Source organism: Embleya sp. NPDC059237, assembly GCF_042754105.1.
In the GTDB taxonomy this organism is placed as follows: domain Bacteria; phylum Actinomycetota; class Actinomycetes; order Streptomycetales; family Streptomycetaceae; genus Embleya.
In genome coordinates this window covers 487,300-504,597 of record NZ_JBHZAE010000001.1, presented here as the reverse complement: position 1 = coordinate 504,597, position 17,298 = coordinate 487,300, and the positions used below count along the sequence as shown (strand labels likewise).

The following is a 17,298-nucleotide window of genomic DNA, read 5'->3' as shown; positions in this document are numbered from 1 at the left end:
CGGTTCTTCACGGCGACACCCCGTGGATCGAGCCGTGGGGCGGGGCCTGATCACGTGGGGTGGCGAGGGCGAGGGCGGCACGCAGTGCGGCTGCCGGAACCACGGCGCCTGGGGTGTCGTCCGTCAGCAGGGCCGCCGCGGCGGTGATGGCCGTTCGCGCGGCGGCAAGGCGCTCCGCGGTGGTCGCGGCGGGCGGTTGTACATATTCGCCCATGGCCGCGCGGTGGGCCTGGTGGGCGAGTCGTTGTTCGCGGGCCGGTCGGGTTCGGTCGGACTTCCACTGGCCGCACTTGCACGACAGGCTGCTGGTGCCGTTCGAGTACGCCCGGGTGGCGATGTGTTTGCGGGTTCGGGCCTGCGTCGATGCCGAGGTGACCGCGGCTTCGAGGGTGGTCCGTCCGGTCCAGTCGGGGGCGGTGTTGTCGATCTCGGTGAAGGGCAGGAGGTTGACGTTGCCCGAGAGGGCGACGCGCGCGGCGTCGGCGACCAGGACGGGTGGTGCCGCAACGATGGTGACGAGCGGGTGGTCCTCGGCGGGGCGGTCGTCCAGGTCGAAGTAGCTGCGGTAGCGCCACCCCAGGGTGGCGTCCCATTTGAGGATGACTCCGAAGGGCCAGCGGTTGCGGGCCGCTTGACCCAGGGTGCCGGGGCGGATGTGGATGAACGCTTGGGGGTTGCCACGGTTGGCTTGGGCCCAGGCGTTCTGCGGCGTGATCCGGTGGCCTTCGAGGGCGCGGACCACGTCCTCGACGTAGGCGTGGTGGGGTTGTGGGGTGTTCACGTGGGTCCTTGCGGGATGGGGTGGGTCGTGGGCGGCTTCCGCGTGTGGGCGTGGCGTCGTCAGAAGCACACATCGCATGTGCAGTGGGGCCTGATGGGCCGGCCGGGGGCGTTTCCGCTGCGGCAATGAAGCGAAGGCCAATGCGGCACCGGGTAGCCGAAGTCGGCGCAGAGGTCGCAGTTGGGGCGGTCTCGACGGGCGCGCATGCGCATGTACTCGGCATAGGTGTGCGGCATGAGCAAGGCGGCCGTGATGCGGGCGTGCTCGTGCACGGTGAGGGCAATGTGGTCGCCGAACCGGCGGAGGGGTTCGATCCCCTGGTGCAGAGCGTTCACGAGGTCTCGGGCGCGGTCGTATCGCCGTCGGTCGGGGCCCCGATACGGGGCGTCGGGGCCGCGGTGGAGGGGGCGGAAGCCGAGGGAGGGGTGGAACCCGTCGTCGTCGAGGACGAGTTGGTGGTATGGAGTGCTCGGGTGGTCCACGCCGTCGACGCGGAACCACACGTCGTGGACAACGCCGCCGGTGTTCCCGTTCGGCCGACCGCCGCCCAGGCTCCATCCGTAGGAGGTGATGGTGGTCTCTTCGGCCAGCGCGCGCATCGCTCGAGTGATCGCGTCGGGTGCCGTGGTTTCGAGCCCATCGCTGAAGCACACGACTCCGGTGACCGGGAGGCCGACGAACGTATTGGTGCTCACGGTTTCCTTCTCGTTTGAAAGGTGGGGCTTTTCCCCTCCGAGATGCATATATTCTAGCGTCATATGACGCTAGAATCCATCTCATTCGGGTCGGCCCGGTCCTCAGTGCACCGAGGCTTCTCATCGGGTCGAGGACCCGGTCACAGGTCGGCGACGGCGGCCGGTCGAAGATGCCATGCGCGACACGCGCAGACCGCGACGGTCAACGGATAGCCGTACCGTCCGGCGCGCCGCGCCCCGTACTCCGCATCCCCGGGACTCGCATAGGGGTACAGGCCGGGCGTCGGACACACACCGGGGCCCTCCGGCGCTGGCGACGTCGCGCGGGCGAGGTAGTCCGTGAGCGGCATCGCTCCCCCCCTCAGTTTCGATTGCATCGGCAGTGACCGGCGGGCGAGCACCACCCATCGCAGCCGTTGCACCATTCGGCGCCGGGTTCCGGTGGCCGCCGTCCGGTGGCGGGCCGTCCGTCGGGAAGAGGCTTCGGATCGGAGCCGATGGAAGTGGGGTCGGTCGGGTCGTAGTTCACGGGCGCTCCTGGGCAAGGATGTGGGCGGGCGGGACAGCTCGCTCTCGGACCGGGCCGAGGACGCGAACGATGTGCGGCATGTCGACGGGTCGCCACAGGGCGGCTTCGCATCCGCTCGCGTGCAGGTGTCGCAGCCATGTGACCTGCGCCGGACGCAACAGGCCGTCCTGGGTCTTGAGTTCGACGAAGACGGTGCGCCGCTGATCCGGGTGCCCGAAGACCTCGTCGGGCCAGCCGGGATCGGATCTGCGCGCGTCGTGCGTGTGGTACTTCAGGGTCCTGCCGTAGTGGGTGGCGACTTCGCGGACCTGGCGCCTGAACGCCTCCTCCGTGATCGAAGCCCCCGCGGCTTGCGGGCCGTTCGGATCGGGCGCCGCGAGTCTGCGACGGGGTCGGGTCATCACGGTTGCTCCGGGATGCACGAGACCCGCCCTGCGGCAGGGCGGGTCGGTCTTCGTTGGACTGGGGCACCTGGCGGGCGGGGCGCGGGGGATTCGACCGCCCGCCAGGCTCCGAAGGATCGCGACTCCTTGGAAGCCGCGAGTGCCGAGGGGAACGGGGTGAGCGTTCCCCCCGGCACAACATGGACGCTAGCACTATTCAGTGTGTGTACCTATGCCTCTCGTGATGTTGGTCTTTTCATCCTGGTTTGTGGAATCGAAGAGATCGGGGGTGCCACCCGGGTCGGGCAGACCGAACAGTGTCTGCGGCGAACTCGCGCGGGTCGCTTCGACATCGACCGCCGCCCACGTGTACGAGGCGCACGGCCACGGCTGACGGCACTCCGGGCATCTCGCGGCCTCGCCAGGGGACTTGGGGTGTGGCCGGTGCTGGCGAGCGATGGTCCCCAGGCGCGCGAGAGCCGCGTCACGCGCCGCAATGACCGTTCGCAACTCGACCCGACCGAGGGCAGCTTCGCTCGAATCGTGAATGGGGTGCGGACTCAAATGGCCTCTCCTCGTTCGGTGTTGTCGGCGCCGTTCCGCGCGGCGCCCTCGATGTGGCCGGATTCCGAGCCGTTCCGCCCGGCAGGCCGGTCGACGCGATCGGGCGGCCGTCGGATCTCCAGCCACAGGTAGGCCGTCACGCGGTCGGCCAACTCGTCCGGGAGCGACACGGTGTGGGGTTCGTACTCGTCTTCGTAGGCGTTGGGCAGGGAGGGATCGCCGGGCCGGACGACGCCGAGGAACCATTCCTCCTCGCCGGCCCACTGTCGGAACTCCCAGAGCACGCCTTCCGCATCGGTCAAGGTCAACGCCAGGTACAGGTGCCCCTCATAGGGCCCGAATCTTCCGACTCCCGACCCCGTGCGGGTGTACTGGCCCGCGCGCAGGACTTCGGCGAGGGCTCGTCGGACTTTGGGGCTGGCCCAGTCGGCCATGTCGTACGGTTCTGCGGACACGTGGTTCTCCTCGTGGAACAGGACCCCTTCGTCGCCCGGTGGAGCGGGGGCCGACCTGTTCGAACGCTTCGCATGCGGGACGGGCGCGTCGGGTCCGACTCCCGGCCCGTGCGCTCGGGACGGTGGTCGGCGTGTCCTGGACGCGGTGACGGGGCGAACCGCTGCGTGGATCGCCTGGGTCCGCGTCAGGCGGCCACCGGCTCCTCCGCCGCGGCGCAGCGATCCTCCGGGACGGCGTTACCGGCCTGCGGGTCCGCCTCTGCTTGTCGCCCCGCATCGATCCCCGGCGGGAGCCCGGCGTCCGCCGGGGGATGGGGGTGCGTTCCCGGGCCCTGCCCCGCCGACGCCTCGCTTCCGACGGAGGGCGTGGGCGCGTCGGCATCGGTCTCGTCGGTTTTGCCGTCGGCGAGGGCCTGGTGGGCGGCCCGAACGTGAATGGCCTGCCTCAGCGCGAACCGGATCTTGTTGATTGACTCGCCTGCGGTTTCGATAGTGCGGAGCTGACCCGCGAGGACCGCGTCCTCGAGGAGGACGGCGAGTTCTTCCGGTTTGATGCCGGCCGCGAAGGTCAGCGCGGCTTCGAGGCCGGACACGCGACGAAAGGCGGAGTCCAGTCTGTCCCGGGTGGCCCTGTGCTTGGTGGCTTGTTCGGGGGTCATCTCCTCGACGAGCATGAGGTGTTCCTGGCCCTGGGCCTTGAACATGGCGTCGGCGAAGTGGATGGCCTCGTTGTCGCGGTTGAAGTCGCCGCGCATGATTCGGGTGAGGATGGCGCCCTGGTTGGCCTTTGTGAGCTTGGCGACCATGGCGCCGACCATGGGGCCGATGAGGCCCTTGTCGACCTGTTGGGCCACCTCCGGACGCAGGTCCAGGAGTGCCAGCCTCAGGTTGATGACTTGAGTGCTGATGCGGAAGCGTTCGGCAAGTTCCTCGACTGTGCGCCCGCCTTCGACCAGGCGGCCGAAGGCCCTGGCGTCCTGCATCGGCGTCATGTCCTTGCGGTGCATGTTCTCGATCATCGAGAGCTCGAACAGATCGAGTTCGTCGAGGCCGGGATTGCGCAGGACGTGGGCTTCGATGGCGGTGCGGCCGAGTTTGAGACTGGCGCGGTAACGGCACTCACCGGCGACGATCTCGTACCGGACGGGGGTGCCGTAGGGGCGCACGACGATCGGTTCGAGTTGGCCGTATTTGGAGATGCTCTCGGCCAGGTCGTCGATCCACCGGATCATCTCGGGGGTTTCGAACTCATCGCGCGGTTGTTTCGGGTTGGGCGTGATCTTGGCGAGCTTGATGGTGGCCACTTCGTCTCCGGAAGGGCTCTCGTCGGGTTTCTTTCCCCCCGATCTCGTGATGAGATTCTATCATCAATTGACTCTAGAAACACATCAATAATCGGGGGGAACCCGACATCCTTATCCGGGCTCGCCCAACTCGATCACCAGCGCCCGCCACTGCACCACGGCATCCGGGCGGCCGTCGACACCGTCATGGCATGGATCCATCACCGGGCAGTTCTGACACACGCGCCCCGCCCAGGCGCCTGCGAACCCCCGCGCTTCGGGGCTTTTCATGGTCGCGGACCACGCCTCGGCGTTCAGGCGCAGGCATCCCGCCGTGCGCCACGCGGTAGCCACGGGCAGTTCACGGCACGCGCCCTGCAGGAGCGCATCCTCGTCGTCCGACGCTTCCGTTGCACTGGCCTCCCACAGGCTGACGCAAGTCTCGCCCCCCAGCGTGACTCGCGGCGGCGTCGCGGCGTACCGCCGGACAAACGTCCGTCGTACCTGCTTAACCATGGTTCCCCTCCCGAGCTTCAAGGAGGTGGGTCTCCGTCGTCCGCCCCGATCGGTACGCGCGCGGGCATGACCGGACACCAACGCGTTGTCGCACCTGACCAGCGCCAACGCATCCACCGAGATCCGGCCGGACACTCAATCGCCCCCACGGCATAGAAGCAGACACCATACGGGTGGACCCCCCACCTGCTGCATAGGGGAGCGTAGCGCAGCGTAACGAACTCGAAAAGGGACAAGGATCACTAGCCCCAGCGAACAACCGACATAGTGGGGCGTGCGTCCTTTTTCAATTGCCTTGCCGCGAGCCGAGTGATCGCCACAGGATGGACACCCTACCGGGCTCCACGGAATGCACCCCCTGTGCGGACGCGGGATGTACGATAACCCTCTCGACCAGCAATAGGGTCACGGTGCGCCGTGCCGCCACCGAGGCATTCTTGTTCCACCATTTCACAGGATCGCTACCGATGTTGGGCTCTGTGTTCAGAATGCTGTCGAGGAAACGCAAGCGCGCCTTGACCGGCTTGCGCTGCGCCTGGAGACCCCGGGCGATCTCCTTCATCGTGACCATCGAGAGCCTGCGCGCCGCGTACTCCGTACCCGCCTCGGCTTCCTGTGTCTCGATCAGCACCAGCGTGGCCCTCAACGCCTGGGCCTCGGCCTCAAGGGTGCGCCTCGCGGCGGCGAGTCTTCCCGCCGTTTCCGGCTTCACCAGTTCCGCGAGCACATGCTCGCCCATGTACTGCTCCAGGAGCGACGCCGAGATCCGGACCTTCTTGCAGCCCTCGGCCCGACAGGAGTAGCTGGCTCTGCCCGAATTGGACGGCCTCGCCCCCATCCAGCTTCGGCATTCCGAACACTCTGAGCCACCACTGGTCAACATGTAGTCGTACGAGGCGCCGGGCGTTCGTGCGGGGTCTGTGAAGAGACGGACGAGGGCGTGGTGCTTATCCGGCGCGATAATGGCGTCCCACTCGGCCTTGACGAGATTATCGCCTTTGCGTTCCAAGCCCGCGATCGCGGGGTGTATCAGAACGCGACGCAGGGTTGTCGCATGCCACAGACCTCCGCTGGTGGTCCGCGAGCCGCCGGCGTTCAGAGTTCGGCAAACCTGCGCCAAGGGAACCAGCAGCAGCGCGTCATCAGCCGCTCTTTCCACCCATGGCGTCTCCTCAGCGACATGATTGTGCCGAGTATCAAAGCCATAAAGGCGACTGGACATGCCACCCCACCCCATTCACCTACTCACCCCAAGTGCATACGGCGTGAGCATAGGACATCGCACCATGCCCTGTCCGGCCCCAGCCGGAGCCGATGTGCATGATGATTCCCATAGCTACGCGTGTGACTGGTGAGGTACAAAAGGCGCGAAGTGCGTCATCTCCCCCTGCGCTCGACTCCTCACAGCTACCGTCGGCGGGTTCGCCCGAACGGGCCTAGGAGAGCGACTGGGCCTCCCCGAGGGCGGGAGCGGCGATCGCTTCCGCCCCGAGCGCACGGAGTACGGCCATCGTGGGAACCCGAGTTGTCGCCCCCAGCTCCAGCACCTTCACCGGGAACGTGCCCGATCGAATCAGGGCATAAGCCTTGTCCGCCCCGATCCCCAGGGCCCGCGCGGCTGTCGAGACATTGAGGGTGACGGGCAACTGGGCCAGCTCGGCGAAGGTCATGCCGGAGCCGGCGAACACTGCATCGGTCTGCGCAGCCATGAGGTCATCGCTTTCTCCCCGCGCCAACCTATGGTCCCAACAGAATAGACGAACAAACGTTCGAGGATGCAAGATCGGGTCACCCTGCGCCGGACGGTGCAGGGTTCCGAGGCATCGGGGAGAAACAGGCAAGTGGCCTTCAAAGGACGAACGTTCCGCCGGTGCGCATGCACCGGGCCCAAGCTCACCGAGGACGGCACACCGGTTCTCGACAAGGACAACCAGCCCGTACAAAAACAGCTCGGGGCCAAGTGCCCGCGGCTCAAGCGGTCCGACCACGGCCGCTGGTACTGGCGCTTGACGCTACCGAACCTGCCCAACGGCGAACGCAACCGCCCCGGCGGCGGCGGTTTCGTCACCAAGACACTCGCCGAACAGGCAGCCCAGCAGGAGTGGGACAAGCACCACAGCGACCTCGACACCGAAAATCCCGAGACCGTAACCGAGTTCATGCTGCGGTGGATCGATTCGCGTGTCGACCTCAAGCGGTCCACCACCATCGGCTATCGCGACTACATCGATCGGTTCATCACGCCGACCATCGGACACATCCGCATGGTCGATCTGACCACCCGCGACCTTCAGGAAAAAGTCTTCGGAACCATCTGGCGCACGAACGACGAGCACGCCAAGCACAAGGCGGACCTACAAGCCGCGCAACAGGCCCAGCAGGAGGCCAAGACCAAGTGGCAGCAGGCCAACCGCTACAGACGCCCACCGTTGCGCCAGGCGTGGCTACAAGCACGCGAGGCCACTCGTGCGGCCAAAGCCCTCCCTCGCAACATCACGGGCCCCGGCAGTCAACTGCGGCTGCTCAACATGCTCTCCACCGCAATGACCCAGGCAGCCGTGGAAAAGCTCACGGCCGATGTCCTGACCGTCGGCGTGCGCATTCCGACATACGTCCCAGCCAAACCCATGATCTGGACTCCCGAACGTGTCGAGGCTTGGCGAAAAACCGGCGTCAAACCCAGCCGCGTCATGGTCTGGACCCCGGAGCAGGCCGGTGAGTTCCTGGACGCTGTCGTCGGAACCAGGATGTACCCGGTGTGGCACCTCCTGATGTTCGTGGGCCTGCGCCGCGCCGAGGTCTGTGGACTGCCCTGGGCCGAGGTCAGTTTGGAACGGGGCACGCTGAACATCTCCGAGACGCTGGTGGCCCTCAGCTACGACGTGTGGGAGGACACGCCCAAGAGCGAGGAAGGCGACCGCACCGTCCCTGTGGACTCCGTCAGCATCGAACTCCTCAAACACTGGAGGCTCATGCAGGACGCAGAACGAGAGAGGTGGCAGGCTGCCGGCGCATGGGTCGAGTCGGGTCTCATGGTCACCCGGGAAAACGGCTCGGCCTTCCATCCCGAGTACCTGTCCAAGTTGTTCAAGCGCATTCTCGAACGGCTCGGGCTTCCACCCATCCGGCTCCAGGACCTCCGGCACTGCGCCGCGACGTTCGCGGTCCGAGCCGGCGTGCACATGTCGGTGATCAAGGCGATCCTCGGCCACACGAAGAACTCGAAGGTCACCGAGAAGTTCTACGCGCACGTCTACCCCGAGCACCAGCACGAAGCCGTGGAGATGTCGCTCGGCGTGGTCCCCCGTCGCGCTGTCGAGGACACGGAGATAGTGCCGCTCTCAGGAGGCGCGATTGAGGCAGCGTAGGCGCGCCAGCAGTGTCCCGGCCCCAATACGGCCCCAGTAGGAAACAAAACGGACACCCATACGTTTTGATGGGCGTCCGCATTGAGCAAAACCGCAGGTCAACCAGGGTGGGCACAGACAGACTCGAACTGTCGACCCCTGCTTTGTAAGAGCAGTGCTCTAACCAACTGAGCTATGCGCCCGGATGTGAGAGGACAGCCTACCGAATCTGTGGGGGTGCGTCGTGCCGGGTTGGGGTGGGGGTGGTCACGTCGTGGGGTGGTGGGGGGCAAGGGGGGCGGGGCGCCGGCTGGGGTGGGGGCTCGGGGTGGCTGGGTGGGGCTGGAGTTCGTTGGGTTGGGGTGGGAGGGTCTAGCGGCTGTGGCCGTGCGCGGGTATGGGCGCGGCTCGTCCGCTGTCTCGCGGGCCGGGCTGGTCGGCCGGGGCCGCGTGCATGCGGGTGTTGAGGCGGGGCTGCCGGTGCTTTCGTTGTAGGGCGATTGCACGGGCCGGTCCCGAAACCCCTGATTGAGGCAGGTACTCATGCATCGCAACCGGCATCGACCGCTCATCCGCGTCGGCCTCGCCGCGTGCGCCGCCGTCGCCGCGCTCACCGGCAGCCTCCTGAGCACCACCCAAGCCGACGCCACCACCGAAGCCCGCGCCGCCACCCCAGCCGCCCCCGCCGCGCCCGCCGCCGCCTCATGGGCCGCGCCCCTCTCGGCCAGTGGTCGCTGGATCGTCGACGCCAACGGACAACGGTTCAAGCTACGTTCCGCCAACTGGGCGGGCGCCCAGGGCACCTGGAACGGCTCCGGCGACATCGCCGACCCCGCCAACCACCACAGCGGCGAGAACGCGAACGGCATGCCGCTCGGGCTCGACCGGGCGAGCCTGCCATCGATCCTGGCCGGCTTCCACGCGGTCGGCGTCAACAGCATCCGGCTGCCCTTCTCCAACGAAATGGTGCACGCGAGCACCCCCGTGCCCGACGCCGCGGTCGCCGCCAACCCGGAACTGCGCGGCAAGACCCCGCTCCAGGTCTTCGACGCCGTGGTCGCCGCACTGACCGCCGACGGCTTCGCGGTCGTGCTGAACAACCACACCGGCACCACCCGTTGGTGCTGCGGCCTGGACGGCAACGAACGCTGGAACACCTCGCGCAGCACCACCGACTGGGCGAACGACTGGGTCACCATGGCAAACCGCTACCGAACCAACAAGCGGGTGGTCGGCGCCGATCTGTACAACGAGGTCCGCCGCAACATCACCGACGACCCGAACTGGGGCTGGGGCAACGACAAGGACTGGCAGGCCGCCTCCCTCCTGGCGGGCAACCGCATCCTCACCGAGGCCAACCCGGATCTGCTGATCATCGTCGAGGGCATCAACTGGACCGGCATCCCGCTCGACGGCCTGCCGCACGGCCGCCCGACCCTGACCCCGGTCCGCACCCTGTCGCACACCCTCGTCGACCCGAACAAGCTGGTCTACTCGGCGCACTTCTACGGGTACACCGGCCCCAACCACAGCGGCGCGTACGGCACCGGCGAGACCCACGACGCCCGCTACCAGGACCTGACGCGTGATCAACTGTTCGCGGAGATAGACCGATCGGCGCAATACGTGACCACCGACGGGCAACACCACACCGCCCCCGTCTGGATCAGCGAGTTCGGCACCGGCGCGGAGGAAACCGACCCGGCCGCGCGGGCCTGGTTCACCAACTTCACCGACTACCTCGTCGCGCGCGATCTCGACTTCGCCTACTGGCCGTTGCTCGGCTGGAAGGGCAACGGCCGGGGAGACTCCTGGGCCCTCCTGCGCTACGACCCCAACGGCGTACGCAGCGGCATCCTCGACGACCCGAACGACTGGCGCGCCGCCGCCTGGACCAGGCTGATCGGCGCCGCCGGCCGCACCGGCCCGATCGCCCCGTCCGCCCGATGGAACATGCTCGACCTGGGCAGCACCGACGCCCAACCGTCCCTGCGCATGCGCGCCCGACCGGACTGGGACTCCGGCGCCCGCAAGGGCGTATGCCCCGACGGCGAGCGGATCATCGGCCTGGCCCACACCGGCAACCGGGGCCTGTGCACCACGATCGGCGACCCCGACCTCGGCGCGCCGGGTGCCGACACCACGGTGGTGCGCGACGAATCGTACGTGCGCGACGACTGGGCGACGGGCTACACCAAGCTCCAGTGCCCCACCGGCATGGCGATCACCGGGTACAGCGTGCGCGGCGCGACCGTCTCCGCGGCCCTGTGCACCCGACCCGCCGGCGCCCCGCTCGGCACCCGGGCCCGCACCCTGTGGTTCGACCGAGGCGACAACCGCCCGGCGAACGGCACCAACGGCACAGGCGGCGAGTTCGCCCCCGGTGCGTACAAGGGCCAGTGCAACGCCGACGAGTACGCGGCCGGCGTCGCCTTCACCCGCCGAGTCGGCTCGTCCGGCACCCCGGACGCCCTCCTCTGCACCCGCCTGAGCTGAACGCCCCAGGCACCAGGCACCTACCGCCCCGCGCCCCCGCTCCCGCCAGCCGCGTCCGGCAACTGCGAGGGCTCACCCGTCGGCACCGCCGGGGGCGCGGTGCTGCCCGGCAGGTCCCGATTCCGCGGTGTCTGAGGAGTGCCGGTCGGGGCCTGCGCCCGGAAATCGAGCATCTTCGCCCGCGCGGCCAGATTGACCTCCGGATCGACCCAGAGCGCCCAACTCGGCGACATCACGATGTCCCGAAGCTGCTTGATCGGCACGATCGCGTACCCCGGCATCCCTATCCCCACGCTTCCGGCGTCGACCCTCGACGTCGACGTCGCCGAAACCCGCACACCGTCGCGGCGAATCACCTGCGCGGCCCATGCCGAGGGTTCCTTGCCGCCGGGGTCCACGGTCTGCCCCTCGGGCCGAGTCTGCGCGAGGTAGCCGTGCGTACCATCGGATTCCACGAAGACATCGCAGAGGCGGTACAGCTTCCGTACCGCCGCGCAGTCGTCACCCGCGGGATCCTGACCGCTCGCCTGCACCGTCACCGTGAGCGTCGCCGCTCCCTTGTTGGTCACCACCAGCGTCACGGCGAACGCACCCACCGAACTCGGGTCCCCCGTCTTCGGCACGATCTCGCCCCCGGTGGGGTCCCGCATGCTGCCGCCCAGCGGCGTCTGCCGAAGGATCCGCGCGATCTCCTGCGGGGAGACGGCTTCCTTGCCCGGCGGCGGAACGGCCGCCGGGTCGGGAGGAGGGCTCGTACTCGGCCCGGGCGCACCGCTCTGTACGCCCGCCGGCCCCGACGTCGCCCGGACCGCCGACCGACCGTCGTCCATTCCCGGGAGCACCACCGCGGCGGCCCCGCCCAGCGCCACCACCGCCAGCGCCGACGCGCCGATCCGCATCCGACGCGCCCGGCGCATCCGTCGCCCCCGGGTGATCCCGCCCGCGACCAACCCCGCGGGCGGAATCAATTCGGTCGCCGCCCCGCGCATCGCGGCGGCCAACTGCTGCTCCTCAGAACCCGGGGATCCCATCGGCCTGCTGTCTCCTAGACATCCGTTCCACCACGTGTCGTGCCCCGCCCCGAGGCGGTGTCGGCAGGTCGCCCGCTCCCCGCTCGGATCGGGCGGCCGTTCCGTTCCGTTCCGTACCGGATACGGGCGCGACCACGGAGCGCGACCGGCAACCCGCCGGACCGCGCCGCATGCCGCCCGCTCACCCACTAGATAGAACGCAGTGGACCCCCCGGCGCGTCACGGAAATTCGCCCGGAACATGAAGTACGTTCCACGCCAAGGCAGTTGAATTCCGAAGCCACGGTATTGAACCGCACCCCACGTCCTCCCGAGGCACACGGTCCGTACCGATCCGCCCACCGTGTCCCCCGACCCGCCGCCGGCCATCCGCCCATGATTCGCCCGTACCGGAGCGATGATTCCGCACCCCCCGCGGAGTCTGCCTTTCGGCGGTACGGAGACCGCCGCGCACGCGCAGCCGACCCGCACGTCGCCCCCGAGGAGCCGACCCGATGAACCCGAACACCCCCGACGACCTGCGAACGCTGCTCGAAACCCACATCGCCGAGGGAACACTCCCGGGCGCCGTCGCCCTGATCGCCCGCGGCGACCGCGTCGAGGTACGGGCCGCCGGCTCCCTCGACGCCGCCGGTACCGCCCCGATGGCCCGAGACTCGATTTTCCGCATCGCGTCCCTCACCAAGCCCGTCGTCGCCGCCGCGGCCATGATGCTGATCGAGGACGGCCGGATCTCCCCGGACGACCCGGTCGACGACCTCCTCCCGGAACTGGCCGACCGAAGCGTGGTCCGCACGCCCACCGCCGCGATCGACGACGTGGTCCCCGCCGATCGCCCGATCACCGTGTTCGACCTGCTCACCTTCCGAGCCGGCTACGGCTTCCCGAGCGACTTCTCGCTGCCCGCGCTCGCCCCGCTGATGGAAAAGCTGGGCCAGGGTCCGCCGCAGCCGCAACAGGTCCCCGCACCCGACGAGTGGATGGCGCGGCTGTCCGACATCCCGCTGCTCCACCAGCCGGGCGAGGCCTGGCTCTACAACACCTGTTCGGACATCCTCGGCGTACTGATCGCCCGGGCGGCCGGTCGTCCGCTGCCCGAATTCCTCAGCGAACGACTATTCGAACCGCTCGCCATGGTCGACACCGGCTTCGCGGTACCGCCCGCCGACCTGGAGCGGTTCACCACCTGCCACCTCGCCGATCCGGACGGCACCCTCCGCACCGTCGACGGTCCCACCGGCCAGTGGAGCACCCCACCCGCCTTCCCGTCCGGCGGAGGCGGCCTGGTCTCCACCGTGGACGACTACCACGCCTTCGCCCGCCTGCTCCTCGCCGAGGGCACCGTCGCCGGGCGGCGTCTGCTCTCCCCGGAGTCGATCCGTCGGATGACCACCAACCACCTGACCCCGGCGCAGCGCAAGACCACCGGCCTGTTCCTGGAGGGGCAGGGGTGGGGCTTCGGCGGCTCCGTCGACATCGAGGCCGTCAACGCGTGGAACGTCCCCGGCCGCTACGGATGGGTCGGCGGCACCGGCACCACGGCCCACATCGTCCCGGCGACCGGCAGCACCGCCATCCTCTTCACCCAGGTGCAACTCGCGGGCCCCACTCCGCCCGCCGTGATGCGCGCGTTCTGGCAACTCGCCGCCCACGCCTGACCCCACAACCCGCCCGCGGTCCCGGGAATCGTCCCGCCACCCGGCAACGTTGCCCTGCGACATGACGACATCGGACCCGGCACCCACCGCCGCCGCCCCGCTTCGCTACACCGCCTTCTCCACCGACCCGAACGGCGGCAACCCCGCCGGCGTGGTCCTGGACGCCGGCGCCCTGACCGACGGGGACATGCTCACGATCGCCGCCGAACTCGGCTACTCCGAAACAGCCTTCCTCACCCGAACCGAAGCCGCACCCACAGCCACACCCACGGCCACACCCACAGCGACAGCCACAGCCCCCACCCCCCGCACCTACACCGTCCGCTACTTCAGCCCCCTCGCCGAGGTCTCCTTCTGCGGCCACGCCACCATCGCCGCCGCGATCGCCCTCGCCGAACGCATCGGCCCCGGCCCGCTCGCCTTCACCACCCCGGCCGGCCTCGTCCCGGTCGACGTCGCCCCCGGCCCCGACGGCCGGCTCCGCGCCACGCTCACCAGCGTCGAGCCGCACCACACCCCCGCCCCGGCCGCCGACGTCGCCGAGGCGCTGGCCCTGCTCGGCTGGAGCGCCGACGACCTCGACCCCGAGCTGCCGCCCGGCTACGCCTACGCCGGCGCCCACCACCTGATCCTGGCCGCCGCGACCCGGTCCCGCCTGGCCGACCTGGACTACGACTTCGACGGCCTCGCCGCCTTCATGCGGGCCCGCGACCTGACCACGCTGCAACTGGTCCGACGCACCTCGGCGGACACCTTCCACGTCCGCGACCCGTTCCCGGTCGGCGGCGTGATCGAGGACCCGGCCACCGGCGCCGCCGCGGCGGCCCTCGGCCACTACCTGCGCGCCCTGTCCCTGGTCCCCGCGCGGGCCACCCTCACCCTGCACCAAGGCGACGACCTCGGCCGCCCCGGCGTACTCACCGTCGACCTCGACGAACACGACCCCCGCATCCGCGTCTCCGGGCCGGCCGTCCCGATCCCCGACCCGGCCGGCTGAACCCGTGCCCGACGCCGCCCACCCGCGCCGTCGACGACCCCGATCCGGGTTAGCCAATTTGTGCCGCACGTGGTCCAGACCATTGACCGACCGGAATCACCGCTTCTAGCGTGAAAGAGCGCCCCCGGTAACGAAGGCACGCGACTCGCGCAGGTCGCACCCGACACGATCCGCACCCGGATCGTGTGGTTCCACGTTCGGATGCGGATGTCGACGTCCCATCGACTCGCGACATCCGCGCTCCGGCGCACGTGCGCACGCGCGCGGACCGTTTCGAGGCCGCGTCCGAACGAGTCTGCCCGTCCCGGCACGACTTCGTTCACGAGGAGAAGTTCGATGCGCAAGAGCACCCTCCTGGCCACGCTGAGCGCTTCGGTGCTCGCCCTGCCGTTCCTACTGCCGGCGTCCTCCGCCTCCGCCCACGGGTACATCTCCAGCCCGGCCAGCCGCTCCGCGTTGTGCGGCGAGGGCAAGGTCAAGCGTTGCGGCGACATCCAGTGGGAGCCGCAGAGCGTCGAGGGCCCCAAGGGCTACCCCGCGGGCGGACCGCCCGACGGGCAGCTGTGCGCCGGCGCGGACGGCCGCTGGGCCCCGCTCGACAACCCCCGCAACGGCACCTGGCCGGCCACCCCGCTCACCTCCGGCGCCTCGTTCAGCTTCACCTGGGAGATCGAGGCCCGACACTCGACCACGTCGTTCCGCTACTACATCACCAAGCCGACCTGGAATCCCGCGACGCCGATCAGCCGCGCCCAGATCGAGAGCACCCCGTTCCTGACCGTCCCGTACCACGGTGCCCAGCCCGCCGCGCACCAGGTGCACACCGGCACCCTCCCGGCCGGCCGCACCGGCCGCGCGCTGATCTTCGCCGTCTGGGACATCGACGACACCGACAACGCGTTCTACTCCTGCTCCGACGTGACCTTCTGACCGAAGCACACCCACCGGTACCACCCCGTCACACCCCGCCCGGCGGTCACCCACAACGACCGCCGGGCGCGCCACGCCCCACACCCCAACGCACCCACACCCCCACGCACCCGCCCACCCACCAGGCCCGACGGCCCACCCCCACACCGCCCCCCGCGCGCCTCGTCCGGCCCCGGACACGCGCCGAAGGGACGGTTGGTGGACCTCCATCGGACAGCACCTGGAAGGATGGGCAGGATGGAGTGCGCACAGTTCACACGGTGACGGGAGCAGGCGTGGTGGTCGGATCCGCACGACGGTCCCTCGGGGGTGGCCTTCCCCTGTCGATCACGCTCGCGCCGCTGCTCCTGGCGCTGCTCCCGGGCGCGTTCGCCGGCGGCGAGACCCGCCCGTGGCGCCGGCGCAAGGACGCCGCCCGCTCGGCCGCGCTGGCCGCGCGCGAGGCGGCGGGCGAGGCATTCCTCCAGCTGGACACCGCACAGCGGGACATGATGCTCTCGCTGGAGACGGTCCGAGCCGTACGCGGCGCGCGCGGCTCCGAGGACGCGCTGCGCGGCTTCGCCGCGGTGAGCCTGCGGATCGACGAGGCGAGCGCGGCCTACATCGCGCTGATGGACCGGCATCCGCTCGACGTGGAGCTGGAGACCGACGAATACGAGTCCGCCCGGCGAGAGTTGGCGGAGGTGGCGAGCCGGCTCGACGCCGTGCGCCAGGAGTTGGACCGCTTCGGCACCTCGCTCGGCCCGCTGCTCGCCGACGCCGAACAGGCGCTCGGCCAACTGCCCCCCGCCGTGGACCGGGCCCGCCGCGCCGCCGCCGAGGCCGAACAGGCGGTCGCCGCGACCGAGCGGGCCGGCCTCGGCTCGACCACACTCACCACCCGACTGGCCGCCGTACGCGCCGATCTGACCGAGCTGGACCGGGGCCCGGCCGCGCTCGGCATCCCGGGCACGCTGGAGGTGGCCCGGCGGATCGAGACCGCGGCCGGTGAACTGCGCGCGGAGGCCGAGCGGCTGCCCAGGCAGCGCGAGGAGGTCACCAACCGGCTGTCCTCGCTGCGCACCCGCGCCCAGGCGCTGGAATCCCGCCTGGCCACGATCGAGCCGGCCCTGCACCGCCTGCGCCGCGACTACGTACAGTCCTGCTGGGTCGACTTGGAGCAGGTCCCGGCGCGCACTCGACAGTCCCTGGGCGTGGCCCGCAGCCGCCTGGAGGAGGCCGGTGCCGCGGCCGGGCGCGGCGAGTACGCCGACGCGGTCAGCCGGCTGGCCACCGCCCGGGCCACCCTCAAGGACGCCGACGAGGCGATGGCCTCGGTCAACGACCGGCTGCACGCGCTGGAGGAGGTGGCCCGCGACCCGGAGGCCGAGCTGGAGCGGACCCGATTCGCGCTGCGCGACGCCCAGCGGCTCGCCCTCGGCGGCCGGGCCAACGCCGAGGAGCGCTACGCCCGCCGACTGGACGCGCTGGTGTACCGCCTGGAGGCGATCGCCGCGGAGCCGGAGCAGCCCCGCCCCGACTGGTGGCGCTTTCTCAGCGAGACCCGGGACATCCGCGCCGAGGTCGCGGCCACCGTGCAGGTGATCCGCGAGGACCGGGCCGGCCCCGGCCCGCACTGAGGCCAAACCCGGACA

At 69.8% G+C, this 17,298-nt stretch carries 15 protein-coding genes and 1 tRNA gene; 6 read left to right on the top strand and 10 right to left on the bottom strand.

What is annotated here, in order from left to right; translation table 11 throughout:
* Window positions 1-7: 7 nt before the first annotated feature.
* The 8 genes from ACFXKZ_RS02195 to ACFXKZ_RS02160 all read right to left on the bottom strand — a co-directional run bounded on the left by ACFXKZ_RS02195 (window position 8) and on the right by ACFXKZ_RS02160 (window position 6,915).
* Complete coding sequence (locus ACFXKZ_RS02195) at window positions 8-781, bottom strand: hypothetical protein (RefSeq protein ID WP_379995410.1); 774 nt, start codon at window positions 779-781, stop codon at window positions 8-10.
* A 59-nt stretch (window positions 782-840) separates the two neighbouring features.
* Complete coding sequence (locus ACFXKZ_RS02190; RefSeq protein ID WP_379995408.1) at window positions 841-1,476, bottom strand: hypothetical protein; 636 nt, start codon at window positions 1,474-1,476, stop codon at window positions 841-843.
* Between the two features lie 525 nt (window positions 1,477-2,001).
* Window positions 2,002-2,406, bottom strand: coding sequence for a VRR-NUC domain-containing protein (locus ACFXKZ_RS02185; RefSeq protein ID WP_379995406.1), 405 nt, complete (start codon window positions 2,404-2,406; stop codon window positions 2,002-2,004).
* Window positions 2,407-2,948: 542 nt separating this feature from the next.
* Entirely contained in the window at window positions 2,949-3,407 is a 459-nt protein-coding gene (locus ACFXKZ_RS02180; protein ID WP_379995404.1) for a hypothetical protein, read from the bottom strand.
* Window positions 3,408-3,592: 185 nt separating this feature from the next.
* Window positions 3,593-4,711, bottom strand: coding sequence for a ParB/RepB/Spo0J family partition protein (locus ACFXKZ_RS02175; RefSeq protein ID WP_379995402.1), 1,119 nt, complete (start codon window positions 4,709-4,711; stop codon window positions 3,593-3,595).
* Between the two features lie 111 nt (window positions 4,712-4,822).
* Window positions 4,823-5,206, bottom strand: a complete 384-nt coding sequence (locus ACFXKZ_RS02170) for a hypothetical protein (RefSeq protein WP_379995400.1) — start codon at window positions 5,204-5,206, stop codon at window positions 4,823-4,825.
* Window positions 5,207-5,492: 286 nt separating this feature from the next.
* A complete protein-coding gene (locus tag ACFXKZ_RS02165; RefSeq protein ID WP_379995398.1) occupies window positions 5,493-6,428 on the bottom strand; it encodes a recombinase family protein in 936 nt (311 codons plus the stop codon).
* 214 nt (window positions 6,429-6,642) lie between these two features.
* Complete coding sequence (locus ACFXKZ_RS02160; protein ID WP_379995396.1) at window positions 6,643-6,915, bottom strand: DNA-binding protein; 273 nt, start codon at window positions 6,913-6,915, stop codon at window positions 6,643-6,645.
* Window positions 6,916-6,981: 66 nt separating this feature from the next.
* Between ACFXKZ_RS02160 and ACFXKZ_RS02155 the strand changes: the two genes are divergently transcribed.
* Entirely contained in the window at window positions 6,982-8,574 is a 1,593-nt protein-coding gene (locus ACFXKZ_RS02155; RefSeq protein ID WP_379995394.1) for a tyrosine-type recombinase/integrase, read from the top strand.
* A 108-nt stretch (window positions 8,575-8,682) separates the two neighbouring features.
* On the opposite strand, the gene ACFXKZ_RS02150 is transcribed toward ACFXKZ_RS02155, so the two are convergent.
* Window positions 8,683-8,756: transfer RNA gene (locus ACFXKZ_RS02150), tRNA-Val, on the bottom strand.
* Window positions 8,757-9,096: 340 nt separating this feature from the next.
* Here ACFXKZ_RS02150 and ACFXKZ_RS02145 point away from each other — a divergent pair.
* Window positions 9,097-11,049, top strand: a complete 1,953-nt coding sequence (locus ACFXKZ_RS02145; RefSeq protein ID WP_379995392.1) for a glycoside hydrolase family 5 protein — start codon at window positions 9,097-9,099, stop codon at window positions 11,047-11,049.
* Between the two features lie 20 nt (window positions 11,050-11,069).
* Here ACFXKZ_RS02145 and ACFXKZ_RS02140 read toward each other — a convergent pair whose 3' ends face one another.
* A complete protein-coding gene (locus tag ACFXKZ_RS02140; protein WP_379995390.1) occupies window positions 11,070-12,080 on the bottom strand; it encodes a hypothetical protein in 1,011 nt (336 codons plus the stop codon).
* 493 nt (window positions 12,081-12,573) lie between these two features.
* Between ACFXKZ_RS02140 and ACFXKZ_RS02135 the strand changes: the two genes are divergently transcribed.
* The 4 genes from ACFXKZ_RS02135 (at window position 12,574) to ACFXKZ_RS02120 (ending at window position 17,283) form a co-directional block, all read left to right on the top strand.
* Window positions 12,574-13,737 (top strand): serine hydrolase domain-containing protein, encoded by a 1,164-nt coding sequence (locus tag ACFXKZ_RS02135; protein WP_379995387.1) that lies wholly within the window; start codon window positions 12,574-12,576, stop codon window positions 13,735-13,737.
* 61 nt (window positions 13,738-13,798) lie between these two features.
* Entirely contained in the window at window positions 13,799-14,734 is a 936-nt protein-coding gene (locus ACFXKZ_RS02130) for a PhzF family phenazine biosynthesis protein (protein ID WP_379995386.1), read from the top strand.
* Between the two features lie 336 nt (window positions 14,735-15,070).
* Window positions 15,071-15,664: a lytic polysaccharide monooxygenase gene (locus ACFXKZ_RS02125; protein ID WP_379995384.1), complete on the top strand. Its 594-nt coding sequence runs from the start codon at window positions 15,071-15,073 to the stop codon at window positions 15,662-15,664.
* Window positions 15,665-15,924: 260 nt separating this feature from the next.
* Window positions 15,925-17,283 carry a hypothetical protein gene (locus ACFXKZ_RS02120; RefSeq protein WP_379995381.1) on the top strand — a complete coding sequence of 453 codons (1,359 nt, stop codon included), beginning with the start codon at window positions 15,925-15,927 and terminating at the stop codon, window positions 17,281-17,283.
* Window positions 17,284-17,298 lie beyond the last annotated feature (15 nt).